The sequence below is a fragment of the Mycobacterium sp. genome (assembly GCF_035603715.1).
GTDB lineage: Bacteria > Actinomycetota > Actinomycetes > Mycobacteriales > Mycobacteriaceae > Mycobacterium.
The window spans coordinates 1-11,908 of the sequence record NZ_DATNJW010000178.1; the positions used below are offsets into that span (position 1 = coordinate 1).

General features: G+C 67.9%; 11 protein-coding genes and 2 pseudogenes. 4 read left to right on the plus strand and 9 right to left on the minus strand.

Annotated elements, in window-relative coordinates:
- Both VN856_RS07730 and VN856_RS07735 read right to left on the minus strand, forming a co-directional pair.
- A pseudogene (locus VN856_RS07730) lies at nt 1-468 on the minus strand (hypothetical protein); the annotation flags it as partial.
- A complete protein-coding gene (locus VN856_RS07735) occupies nt 465-1,466 on the minus strand; it encodes a Ppx/GppA phosphatase family protein (protein ID WP_325687730.1) in 1,002 nt (333 codons plus the stop codon). The pseudogene VN856_RS07730 and the gene VN856_RS07735, both read right to left, overlap by 4 nt.
- 122 nt (nt 1,467-1,588) lie before the next feature.
- Here VN856_RS07735 and VN856_RS07740 point away from each other — a divergent pair, with 122 nt between their 5' ends.
- Nucleotides 1,589-2,383, plus strand: coding sequence for a hypothetical protein (locus VN856_RS07740; RefSeq protein ID WP_325687732.1), 795 nt, complete (start codon nt 1,589-1,591; stop codon nt 2,381-2,383).
- A 16-nt stretch (nt 2,384-2,399) separates the two neighbouring features.
- Here VN856_RS07740 and regX read toward each other — a convergent pair whose 3' ends face one another.
- The 3 genes from regX to VN856_RS07755 all read right to left on the minus strand — a co-directional run bounded on the left by regX (nt 2,400) and on the right by VN856_RS07755 (nt 5,233).
- Complete coding sequence (regX, locus tag VN856_RS07745) at nt 2,400-3,083, minus strand: two-component sensory transduction protein RegX (protein ID WP_325687734.1); 684 nt, start codon at nt 3,081-3,083, stop codon at nt 2,400-2,402.
- Between the two features lie 31 nt (nt 3,084-3,114).
- Entirely contained in the window at nt 3,115-4,353 is a 1,239-nt protein-coding gene (locus VN856_RS07750; protein WP_325687736.1) for a sensor histidine kinase, read from the minus strand.
- 130 nt (nt 4,354-4,483) lie between these two features.
- Nucleotides 4,484-5,233: a phosphoglyceromutase gene (locus tag VN856_RS07755; RefSeq protein ID WP_325687738.1), complete on the minus strand. Its 750-nt coding sequence runs from the start codon at nt 5,231-5,233 to the stop codon at nt 4,484-4,486.
- 142 nt (nt 5,234-5,375) lie between these two features.
- Here VN856_RS07755 and VN856_RS07760 point away from each other — a divergent pair, with 142 nt between their 5' ends.
- Both VN856_RS07760 and VN856_RS07765 read left to right on the plus strand, forming a co-directional pair.
- Entirely contained in the window at nt 5,376-6,632 is a 1,257-nt protein-coding gene (locus VN856_RS07760; protein ID WP_325687740.1) for an FAD-dependent oxidoreductase, read from the plus strand.
- A gap of 73 nt (nt 6,633-6,705) precedes the next feature.
- Nucleotides 6,706-7,482 carry a TetR/AcrR family transcriptional regulator gene (locus VN856_RS07765; RefSeq protein ID WP_325687748.1) on the plus strand — a complete coding sequence of 259 codons (777 nt, stop codon included), beginning with the start codon at nt 6,706-6,708 and terminating at the stop codon, nt 7,480-7,482.
- Here the strand turns inward: VN856_RS07765 and VN856_RS07770 are convergent.
- Genes VN856_RS07770 through VN856_RS07780 form a run of 3 tightly spaced genes read right to left on the minus strand, consistent with a single transcriptional unit; the run spans nt 7,479 to nt 10,686 of the window.
- Nucleotides 7,479-8,018 (minus strand): YbjN domain-containing protein, encoded by a 540-nt coding sequence (locus tag VN856_RS07770; RefSeq protein WP_325687741.1) that lies wholly within the window; start codon nt 8,016-8,018, stop codon nt 7,479-7,481. The two genes, VN856_RS07765 and VN856_RS07770, sit on opposite strands and share 4 nt — an antisense overlap.
- Complete coding sequence (gene mshA / locus VN856_RS07775; RefSeq protein WP_325687743.1) at nt 8,015-9,352, minus strand: D-inositol-3-phosphate glycosyltransferase; 1,338 nt, start codon at nt 9,350-9,352, stop codon at nt 8,015-8,017. Before mshA ends, VN856_RS07770 begins: the two co-directional genes overlap by 4 nt.
- A gap of 35 nt (nt 9,353-9,387) precedes the next feature.
- Nucleotides 9,388-10,686, minus strand: a complete 1,299-nt coding sequence (locus tag VN856_RS07780; protein WP_325687745.1) for an ROK family protein — start codon at nt 10,684-10,686, stop codon at nt 9,388-9,390.
- A gap of 193 nt (nt 10,687-10,879) precedes the next feature.
- On the opposite strand from VN856_RS07780, the gene VN856_RS07785 reads away from it, so the two are divergent.
- Nucleotides 10,880-11,665, plus strand: a complete 786-nt coding sequence (locus tag VN856_RS07785; RefSeq protein WP_325687746.1) for an SDR family oxidoreductase — start codon at nt 10,880-10,882, stop codon at nt 11,663-11,665.
- On the opposite strand, the pseudogene VN856_RS07790 reads toward VN856_RS07785, so the two are convergent.
- A pseudogene (locus VN856_RS07790) lies at nt 11,643-11,908 on the minus strand (L,D-transpeptidase); the annotation flags it as partial. The gene VN856_RS07785 and the pseudogene VN856_RS07790 overlap by 23 nt on opposite strands.

Below are 11,908 nucleotides of genomic sequence, written 5' to 3' on the forward strand. Positions count from 1 at the left end.
CCGGTCCGGCGACTTGTCGTCGCGCGCCTCCACACGTTCGGCCGTGGGCCGCCCGTTGGTGCGCACCGGGCGCGGATAGGCGCTGGGCTGGAGCCGTGCCTCGCGCTGCTCGGATGCCGATTCGCGCGGACGAGGCGGCGCCGACGCCGGCCAGCGCGGCTCGGGTTCAGACCAGTACGACGACTTCTCGACCGGCTCCTCAGCGGGTGCTTCGGCAACCTCGTCGTCGACGTGAGCGGTTCCGTGAGCCCGGCGGACATGCGATCCCGGACCCCGGTGCTCGGGCGCCTCGGGCTCCATGTCGTCGGTGATGATCGGGATCTCGCCGGTCAGTTCGGCGACGGTCACCGCGTCGGAATTTCCGCGGCGACGGCGGCGGCGGGCCGGAGCCGGAGCGCCAAGCGTGCCATTCTTGGCCAACAACTCGGCCACCGAGATCGGTCGAGTGGTGTCGTTTGGTCCGGTCATTTCTTGCCGCCATTCCGATTGGCTCGCTGATTCCCAGCATCTCGCACGGAAGTCTCTACGAAGGCGGTTCCGTCAGCTTCGCTATCGAGTTTGCGAAGAATTAGCCCCTCCCGTAGCGCCCACGGGCAAATGTCCACCGTCTCTATCGAAAGCGCTCGCATACTTGCCTCCGCGACCAAAGCTCCCGCCACGATTTGCGGCGCTCGCTCGGCGCTCACCCCTTCCAGTTCTGCACGGTCAGCGGTCGTCATCCTAGATATGAAAGATATGAGTTGTCTGAGGCCATTCGCCGTTAGTGTTCTCTTAACACGTGGTCCCGCGGCCGACGGCGCCGCGCCCGTCAACCGGGCCAGCGAACGGAATGTCTTCGACGTTGCCACCGCAAGATCGGGGCTGCCGGCGTCGAGCATTTTGGCTGCGGCGTCGGCCAGCTCGGCGTCCAGCCAGTCGCGCAGCATCCCGACCCGGCGCCGCCCTGGCGGGTCGTCGCTGAGCCATTCGCGGGTCAGCCGCCCGGCGCCCAGCGGCAGCGACATCGCGACTTCGGGCTCCTCGTCGACGCCGTTGGACAACTCCAGCGAGCCGCCGCCGATGTCGAGGTTGATGATCCGCCCCGCGCTCCACCCGTACCAACGGCGAACCGCCAGGAAGGTCAGCCGCGACTCGTCCACACCGCGCAGCACCTGCAGCTCCACACCGGTCTCTTTGCGGACCCGGGTCAGCAAATCGTCAGAGTTCTTGGCGTCGCGCACGGCTGATGTGGCGAACGCCATGAGTTCGGCGCAGCCCGAGCTGTCGGCGATCTTTTCGAACTCCTCGATCGTCTCGATCAGCTTGTCGGCGCCCTTGCGGGTGATCTTGCCGGAGTTGTCGATCGACTCGGCCAGCCGCAGCGTGGCCTTGGTCGAGCTCATCGGCGTCGGGTGCCCGCCGCGGCGGGCATCCACCACCAGCAGGTTGACCGTATTGCTGCCGACATCGAGAACACCTAGGCGCACGAGACACAACCTAGTCCGGCGACGACGTGGGCTGGGCAGCGGCACGAGGAGAAGCCCGACGAATTCGCCAGTCCCGCGACAACGCGGCGCGGGTGAGACGCCTGGCGACAGATTGGTTTACCTTGAAAACTGTGGCGAGTGCGCAGTCAGATCATCCCGGTGAAGTCGAATTGGACTTCGCGCGTGAGTGGGTGGAGTTCTACGACCCGGACAATCCCGAGCACCTGATCGCCGCCGATCTGACCTGGCTGCTGTCCCGCTGGACCTGTGTGTTCGGTACGCCGGCGTGTCAGGGCACGGTCGAAGACCGTCCCGACGACGGCTGCTGCTCGCACGGTGCGTTCTTGTCCGACGACGACGACCGGGCCCGCTTGGACGACGCTGTGGCCAAGCTCACCGACGACGACTGGCAGTTCCGCGAAAAAGGCATGGGCCGCAAGGGTTATCTCGAACTCGACGAGCACGAGGGCGAAGAGCAGTTCCGCACCCGTAAATACAAGGGCGCGTGCATCTTCTTGAACCGGCCCGACTTCCCCAGTGGACAGGGCTGCGCGCTGCACACCAAGGCGCTCAAACTCGGCGTGCAACCGCTGACGATGAAACCCGACGTCTGCTGGCAGTTGCCGATCCGCCGCAGCCAGGAATGGGTGACGCGGCCGGACGGCACCGAGATCCTCAAGACCACCGTCACCGAATACGACCGCCGCGGCTGGGGCGCCGGCGGCGCCGACCTGCACTGGTACTGCACCGGTGACCCGGCCGCCCATGTCGGCGCCGAGCAGGTGTGGGTGAGCATGGGTCCCGAACTCACCGAATTGCTCGGCGAGAAGGCCTACGCCGAACTCGCCGCAATGTGCAAGCGGCGCAGCGGATTAGGCCTCATCGCGGTGCACCCGGCAACGCGGGCCGCCGAATAGCGGCCCGCCCGCCGTCTCAGCCCTCCAGCTTGTAGCCCAGGCCGCGCACCGTCACCAGATGGATCGGGTTGGCCGGGTCGGACTCGATCTTGGACCGCAGCCGCTTGACGTGCACGTCGAGCGTCTTGGTGTCGCCGACGTAGTCGGCACCCCACACCCGGTCGATCAACTGGCCACGAGTCAGTACCCGGCCGCTGTTACGCATCAGGTATTCGAGAAGGTCGAATTCCTTGAGCGGCAAGGTGATTGCCTCGCCGTTGACCGATACGACGTGACGCTCGACATCCATGCGCACCGGACCGGATTCCAGCACGCCGTCGGTGACCTCGGAGTCGTCGTCACCGCCACGGCGCAGCACCGCGCGGATCCGGGCGATCAGCTCGCGCGCCGAATACGGCTTGGTGACATAGTCATCGGCGCCCAGTTCGAGCCCGACCACCTTGTCGATTTCGCTGTCACGCGCCGTCACCATGATCACCGGCACGCTGGAACGCGACCGCAGTTGCTTGCACACATCAGTGCCCGACATACCCGGCAACATCAGGTCAAGCAGCACGATGTCGGCGCCGGCGCGGTCGAACTCGGCCAGCGCGGACTGCCCGTCGGCCACGACGGTGGCCTCGAAGCCTTCCTTGCGGAGCAGAAACGCCAGCGGATCCGCCAGCGATTCTTCGTCCTCCACGATCAGAACACTCGTCACGAGCGCAACTCCTCCATCGTCAGCAGACTGCTCATCGGTGTAGTTCTTCCTCTCGTTGGGGCTCCCGTTGGGGCTTCATGGGGCGCAATTCGCGCTCGGGCATTAGTTCAGGTGGCTCGAAGACGCCCTCGTAGGCCGGAATCGACAGGGTGAACGTCGACCCGGTGCCGAGTTGGCTCCACAGCCCGATGCTGCCGTTGTGGTTGGCCGCGACGTGCTTGACGATGGCCAACCCGAGGCCGGTGCCGCCGGTGGCTCGCGAGCGGGCCTTGTCGGCGCGGAAGAACCGCTCGAAGACGCGCTCCTGGTCTTTGCGATCGATCCCGATACCCCGGTCGGTGACCGAGATCTCGATGTTGTCGCCGCGCCGACGCCGGCTGATCGACACCAGCGAACCGCGCGGCGAGTACGCGATCGCGTTGGACACCAGGTTGGCCAGCGCGGTGACCAGCAGGGCCTGTTCGCCGTGCATCCGCAGGCCACTGGCATCGTCGGTGCGCACGACGATGTCGGCATTCTCGGCTGGCACTTTGTGGCGCGAAATCGCCTCGGAGACAACGGAGTCGACGTCGACGGCGCCCATGTCCGGCAGGCGCTCGGCACCCTGCAGCCTGGACAGCTCGATCAGCTCGCTGACCATGTTGCCCAGCCGGGTGGCTTCGACGAGGACCTTCTCCCCGAACCGGCGCACCGTCTCCGGGTCGTCCGCCGACGACAGCAACGCCTCGGCGAGCACCGACATCGCTCCGACCGGCGTCTTGAGCTCGTGGCTGACGTTGGCCACGAAGTCGCGTCGAGTGGCCTCCATGCGGGCGTATTCGGAGTGGTCGTAGACGAAGACCACGGCGAACCGGCGGTCTTGTTCGCTGAGCAGTCGCGCCTGGCCGTGCACCGAGACACCCGAGCGGCCGGGCACCTGGCGCTTGCCGGGCAACAGGTCGAACTCGACGTCGGCGCCGTCGGCCAGCGTCTTGCGGGCCGCCTTCCACGCCTCGTCGTCGAGCTGCCGCTCGCGGACCAGACCGAGCTCCTTGGCCCGGCCATTGTGGTAGACCACGTCACGGTGCCGGTCGACGACGGCGGCTCCCAGGGGCATCAGCGCAACGATGCGTTCCAGCATCTGCGCGACGGTGATTCCAGCCGCTTCGACCGTCACTCGCTGCCGTCGCTGGATCGCCCGCGGCGCCAAACGGGCGCCGACGGTGAATCCGACGGCCAGGGCCGCAACGAACAAAACCCCGGCCAGTGACAGGGCCGAGTACACGGTCACGTGAAAAGCTTACAAATTCGGTGAACGCCAACCCAGCAGCACAAGGCCAAAATTGGTCATGTCACACGCTACGAGACAGGTGTTCGGTGGCCGTTCACCCCGCGTTTGCCCCATTGCGCTGATCAGGCGTTTATTTCGCGCCTTGGCTGGCCACCGCGGCCGCGCCGGCAGCCGCGGCATCCGGGTCGAGGTAGCTGCCGCCGGCCACTAGCGGGCGCATGTCGGCGTCCAGGTCGTAACGCAGCGGAATACCGGTCGGAATGTTGAGGCCGGTGATGTCGTCGTCGGACATGCCGTCGAGGTATTTCACCAGCGCGCGCAACGAGTTGCCGTGCGCGACGATCAGTACCGTCTTGCCAACCCGCAGGTCAGGCACGATGACGTCGGTGAAGTAGGGCAGGAACCGGGCCACCACGTCGGACAGGCATTCGGTCAGCGGGCCGCCGCCGATGTCGACGTAGCGGGGGTCGGCGTCCTGGCTGTACTGGCTGCCCTTCTCGATGGGCGGCGGCGGAGTGTCGTAGCTGCGCCGCCACGTCATGAACTGCTCGTCGCCGTAGCGGTCCCTGATCTCGGCCTTGTCCAGGCCCTGCAGCGCGCCGTAGTGCCGTTCGTTGAGGCGCCAGGTGCGGTGCACCGGGATCCACAACCGGTCGGCGGCATCGAGCGCGAGGTGCGCGGTGGTGATCGCGCGGCGCAGCAGCGACGTGTAGAGCACGTCGGGCAACAGGTTGTGCTCGATCAGCAACTCGCCGCCACGCACCGCCTCGCCGCGGCCCTTGTCGGTCAGGTTGACGTCCACCCAGCCGGTGAACTGGTTACTGGCGTTCCATTCGCTTTCGCCGTGGCGGAGCAGCACCAACGTGCCCGTATCACCCATGACCGCCAGTCTCTCACCCCGCTCCACGTGGCCACCTAGGACATCGGCGCAGGGTGAGACGCGTCACAGGGGTTTCGTCCTTGCTGATACAGCTATACAGTTATCCCGTAACCGAGTATCACAACGTGGTGAGGAGGATGCGATGAGCGAGAAGACGACGTGCGTGATCGTCGGCGGCGGTCCGGCCGGGATGATCGCGGGGCTACTGCTGGCGCGCGGTGGGGTCGACGTCACCGTGTTGGAAAAGCACGCGGACTTCCTCCGAGACTTCCGCGGCGACACCGTTCATCCCTCGACGCTGCGACTGCTCGATGAGATGGGCCTGTTCGAGCAGTTCGACGCGTTGCCGCACACCAAGCTCACCGGTTGGGGGCTCGATCTGCCCGACGGGCGTAAAGCGCCGATCATCGACTTCACCCGGCTACGGCTGCCGCATCGCTACATCGCGATGGTGCCGCAGTGGGATCTGCTCGACCTGCTCGCCGAAGCCGGTGAGAACGAGCCGACATTCACCTTGCGGATGAGCCATGACGTCACCGGTCTGCTCTACGAGCAAGGTCGCGTGGTCGGCGTCCGCTATGACAGTCCCGACGGGCCGGGCGAACTACGCGCCGACCTCACCATCGCCTGCGACGGGCGTTGGTCGCTGTGCCGCCGCGAGGGTGGGCTCGTCCCGCGTGAGTACCCGGTCGACGCCGACGTCTGGTGGTTCCGGCTGCCGAAGGCAGACGGCATCGGCGACACCTTGCTGCCCCGGTTCAAGGACGGCCAGTTCCTCGGGGTCATCCCGCGTCAGGACTATCTGCAGATCGGCTACTTCCTGCGCAAAGGGGCCGACGCCCAACTGCGGGCCCGCGGAATCGAGGCACTGCGCCACGACATCGTCAACGCCATTCCCGAATTGTCCGAGGCAGTTCAGGGACTGGAGTCGATGGACGACGTCAAGCTGCTCGACATTCGGCTCAACCGGTTGCGCCGCTGGTACACCAACGGGCTGCTGTGCATCGGCGATGCCGCACACGCCATGTCGCCGGCCGGCGGCGTCGGCATCAACATGGCCGTCCAAGACGCCGTGGCTGCGGCCAGGCTGCTCGCGGGTCCGCTTCGCGAACACCGCGTCACCGCTGACGATCTGGCCGCCGTGCAGCGCCGCCGCGAGTTCCCCACGGCGGTCACCCAGACGTTTCAGCGCTTCTTGCATGTGCTGATGCTGCGCGCGATGAATTCCGGCAAGACGCCGTCGCCCAACAAGTCGCTGTACATCCTGGCCCGCTTTCCGCAGCTGTCCGCGATTCCCGCCTACCTGATGGGCGTCGGCGTCCGGCCCGAACACGCTCCGACGTTCGCCCGCCGGGCACCGCAACCGGTCTCGGCGCTACCTTCAAGCGAAAAGGATTGATGCTCATGGCATTTCCGTCTCGGTTCGCTCCGCTGACCAGGTAGCGTCCATGCCTGTGTCAACGGTCAACGAGGTGCCTGCCGATGTGGTCGAGGCCGCGCTGCGTGCCGCCGAGCACCTCGGGCGCGACGTGGCCGACGTTCCACTGATCGCGATCGCCCGCGAGGCCGGCATGTCGCGCAGCACGCTGGTGCGGCGGCTGAACGGGTCCCGGCAGTTGCTGGACGACGCGGTGCGCGCCGCGGGGGTAGAACCCGGTGGCCGCCCGCCGGTGCGCGAACGCGCGGTAGAGGCGGCGGCGGCGCTGATCAGCGATCGCGGGCTTGCTGCGGTCACGCTGGAAGCGGTTGCAGTGCAGGCGGATTGCTCAGTACACAGCCTGTATGCGGTGTTCGGCGGCCGTGATGAGTTGCTGCGCGCGGTCTTCGACCGCTACGGCCCGATTCTCGACCTCGACGAGGCGATCTCCGATCCGGATGCCGACCTCAGCGAGAACGTCCACCGGGTCTACCGGGTGATCACCGAGGCGTTCGGCCGCGAACCCCGGGTGGCTCCGGCGATCCTCGCCGAAGGGCTGGCCCGTCCGACATCACCCGCTGTCCAAGCCCTCTTGCAGTACCACGTGCCGCGCATGCTGGCCGGCGTGGGCCAGTGGCTGGCGGGTGAAATCAGCGCCGGGCGTATCCGAGATCTGCCGCTGCCGTTGCTGATTCAGCAGATGCTCGCACCGATAGCCGTGCACACCATGATTCGGCCGGCCGCCGTCAACATCCCCGAGGTGGACTTGCCGGAGTTGGACCAGGCATGCCTGGTATTCGCCGACGCGTTCCTGCGCGCGGTCGCGACTTAATCGTCGTCGTCGTCCTCGATCAGGTGCGCGAACGCCTCCAGGTTCTTCAGCGACTCGCCGCGCGACACCCGCCACTCCCATTCCTTCTGGATTGACGAGCGAAAACCCAACTCCAGCAACGTATTGAAGTCGGTGTCCACCGCTTCGAGCACCTGCCCGAGCACCCGGTCGATTTCGGCGGCGTCCACCGACGCCAACGCCATTCGGCCGACCAGGTAGATGTCGCCGACGTTGTCCAGCGTGTAGGCGACGCCGTACAGGCGCCGGTTGCGCTTGAGCAGGAAGCGGTAGACGCCCTCGTGGTTTTCGTCGGGCTTGCGGCAGACGAACGCCTCGACGCGCACCGAATGCTCGCCGATGCTCAGGATGGTGTTCGTCTTGAGCCGGCGCTCGCCGGGCAACTCGACGATCAGTCCGGGTAGCCCGCCGTGGGCACCCTCGTGCCGCGAATAGGTCAGCTCGTTGGTGTCCAGGGTGTCTTCGATCAGCTGCTGGACGTGTGTCACCGGCGCTCCCCCGCCATTGGTGCCGGTCATGCCCACGCCTTGCGTCGCGACGGCCAACGTCCGGCCGCGGCCCGCCGAGTCGACGGGATGCCGCGTACCGAACGGCGGGCGGTGAAATCGCCGATCGCACGGCGGTAGCTGGCCAGCAGCGAATCGACGGTGTTGTCCCAGGAGAACGCCGCAGCGTGCTCGACAGCCGCGCGGCTCATGGCCTCGGCGTTGCCCTGCAGCAGCCCGTCAAGGGCTTGCGCCCACCGATCGGCGTCGTGGCCGGCGACCAGCGCGCCGGTCATGCCGTCGCGCACGGCCACCGGCAGCCCGCCGACAGCCGCCGCGGCCACCGGTGTCCCGCACGCCTGCGCCTCCAGGGCGACCAGACCGAACGACTCCGAATAGCTCGGCACCGCAACAAGGTCGACGGCCTGGAACACAGTGGCCAGATTTTCCCGCGATTGCGGCGGCAAGAACGTCACCCGGTCCGAGATACCCAATTCGTCCGCCAGCCGAACCAGGCCGTCGGGCACGGCAAGACCGCTGCCCGACGGTCCGCCGGCGACCAGCACGTGCACCCCCGGCAGTTTGGCCGCCGCGCGCAGTAACACGTCGGGTCCCTTCAGCGGCTGGATCCGCCCGACGAAGGCCACCACGTCCTGGTCGGCGGGCAGCCCCAGCTTGGACCGGGCGGCCCGGCGGTCGCCCGGACGGAACATCTCCAAGTCGACGCCCGCGTGAGCGATGTCGATGCGGGCAGGGTCGGCGTGATGCAGCGAAACCAGTTGCGCGGCTTCGTCATCGGTGTTGACGATCAACCGGTCGGCTTCGTCGACCACCTGCTGCTCGCCGACCGTGCGCAGCGGCGGTTCGGGAATGTCACCCTCGGCCAGCGCGGCGTTCTTCACCGCGGCCAGCGTGTGCGCGGTGTGCACCAACGGCACCGACCACCGGTCGCGGGCCAGCCAGCCGACCTGACCGGACAGCCAGTAGTGCGAGTGCACGATGTCGTAGTAGCCCGGCTCGTGGGCGGCCTCGGCTCGCAGCACGCCCGCGGCGAACGCACACAGCTGGGTGGGCAAGTCGTACTTGTCCAGGCCTTCGAACGGCCCGGCCACCACGTTGCGCACCAGCACGCCGGGAGCGACCCGCGCCACCGGCGGATCGGCGGACGCCGTGGCCCGGGTGAAGATCTCCACCTCGACGCCCCGCCGTGCCAGATGAAGGGCACTCTGCAGCACGTAGACATTCATCCCGCCGGCGTCACCGATGCCGGGCTGGGCGAGCGGCGACGTATGCACCGCCAATACCGCGATGCGACGCGGATTGGTCGGCTCTGAGGCGTCTAGCCGGGACAGGTCAATGGGGGCCACCCTGTCATCTTTGCAGCACCGACTGGAGTCGCAGGTCAGGCGGGTGTCTCGACGTCAACCTCGTAGGCCGGCACCGGCGGCGCGGCGCGGCGCATGGCGGCCAGCGGGTCGGCGTACAGCCCAGCCAGCGACACGATGCCGGCCCCGGCCTCCTGCACCCGGTTGCCGAACGCGGTCACCCGGATATCACGCGGCGGCAGCACCAGGCGCGTCTTGTAGGCCTGCTCGACCTGCTGCATCCCCTCGGGATACTCCGTGAACGCCTGGCCACCGACCACCAGGTCGTCCGGGTTGAGCAGGTCCCGCAGCAGCGCGACCGACTCGCCGAGCACTCGGGCACGCTCGGCCAGCAGCTCTTTGGCTTGCTCGTTCCCGCCGCGCGCCACCTTCAGCAGATCGGTCACGGTGGCGCCCGAGCCGTCGCTGCGGGCCGGCAGGACGCGCAGCCGTCGCGCGGCGGCCAGCACGGCCTCGTCGCTGACGGTGGATTCCAGCAGACCCGAGCCGCCGAGCAGCTCGGACTGGGCGGGCAGGTTGGTGATCGTGCCGGGCCCGCTGGCCGGGCTGTGCACCCGACCGCCGATCATCAGCGCGTAGCCCACCGTTTCGCGGGCGTAGACGTAGAGGCTGGTCGACGAGTTGGGCCCGAACCGGCGCATGCCGAGCAGCAGTTCGGCGGCGGCCATCGCATCGACGTGCGAGGCAACCGAAACCGGCAGCTCGAGCGCCTCAGCGATGACCGGCCCGACGGGTGCTTCCCGCCAGCCCAGCCGGGCGTGATCGACGTGGCCGGTGGCGCCGTCGACGGTGCCACCGATGGCCACACCCACCCACAGGGCTCGCCGCCGGTGCCAGCGCCGCAGGTAGCGCCGGGCCCCGTCGGCCAACGCGGCCAGCGCGGGACCCTGAGCGGTGCGCGGAGTCGGTGTTTCGACGGCGTCCAGCGTGCGGCCGAACAAGTCAGTGGCCACGATGCTGGTGGTCCGCGCCCCGATGTGGATGCCGAGAGTCAGGAACGGCTCGTGGTTGACCTCGACGGGCACCCGGGGCCGCCCGATCGCCCCGGACACCGCCAGGTCGGCGCGTTCCCGCAGGATTCCCGCGTCCAGCAGGGCGATGACCTGGCGGTTTACCGTCGCGATCGACAGCGAGGTGACCTGGGCGATGACGTCGCGGCCGATCGGGCCACGCAACCGCACGGCCCGGAAGACCGATGACGCGGCGGCGTCAGAGAGCTGTAGCGAGGGCGCCACCACGCGGTGGCGTCCGGGAGCTCGCCGCCGGGCGGCCGCGAGCGGATTGTGTGAGTGAGAGGTGAAAGTTGTTGAGCGCATTTGCGAGTCCTTGTCCGAGTTCCGATGGCGGTCGTTAGCCGCACACCGTCGCGAGCGCTTTAGCGCTTAGCTCAGGCGCGGCTGTTTGCGCGGCAACAACACGCGCAGCCGGCGCAACAACACGCGGGCAGACAGCCGAACAAGGTGCTGGAGTACACACGAGGAATTTAGCACGGTTACTAGAGTTGCTCAGATGAGTCCCGCTGATCCGTATCCGACGACATCCGACCAGCGTCACGGCGAGCAGCCCGTCGCGGTGGTCACCGGCGCCAGCGCGGGCATCGGTGAGGCGACTGCGAGAACCCTTGCTGCACAGGGCTTTCACGTTGTGGCGGTCGCGCGCCGGGCGGATCGGGTCAATGCGCTGGCCGCCGAGCTGGCCGGAACCGCGGTTGTGGCCGACGTCACTGACGACGCCGCGGTCGACGCGCTGGCCGCCGGGCTGCACCGAGTCGATGTGCTGGTCAACAACGCTGGCGGCGCCAAAGGACTGGAGCCGGTGGCCGAGGCCGATCTGGAGCACTGGCGGTGGATGTGGGAGACCAATGTGCTGGGCACGTTGCGGGTCACCCGTGCGCTGCTGCCCAAGCTGATCGACTCCGGCGACGGCCTGGTCGTCACCGTCACCTCGATCGCGGCGATGGAGATCTACGACGGCGGATCCGGCTACACCGCGGCCAAGCATGCGCAGGGGGCGCTGCACCGCACTCTTCGCGGTGAGCTCCTCGGAAAGCCGGTGCGGCTCACCGAGATTGCGCCCGGCGCCGTCGAAACCGAGTTCTCGCTGGTGCGCTTCGACGGCGACCAGCAGCGGGCCGACTCGGTGTACAGCGGGATCACACCATTGACGGCGACCGACGTCGCCGAGGTGATCGGATTCGTGGCGTCGCGGCCCTCGCACGTCAACCTCGACCAGATCGTCATCCGGCCGCGCGACCAGGCGTCAGCCGGCCGGTTTAACCGCCGGGCCCAGGGCTAGTCGTCGTTGGGGTGCCCGACAACGTCGGCGCGTCATGCGGCGTGGCGGGCGCGCTGCGGGGAATCGACACCGGCGCAGGCTTGGCACCGCTGGGCGGCGGCAGCGCCGACATCCCCACCCAGGTGTCCCAGCTGACCGCCCAGTCCCAGATATCGCCGTCGGAGTAGGACAGCTCGATGGTGCTGCCGGTCACCTCGACCGGGTCGCCGTAGATCGCGCTGCCGAAGTACCGCTCGGCATCGC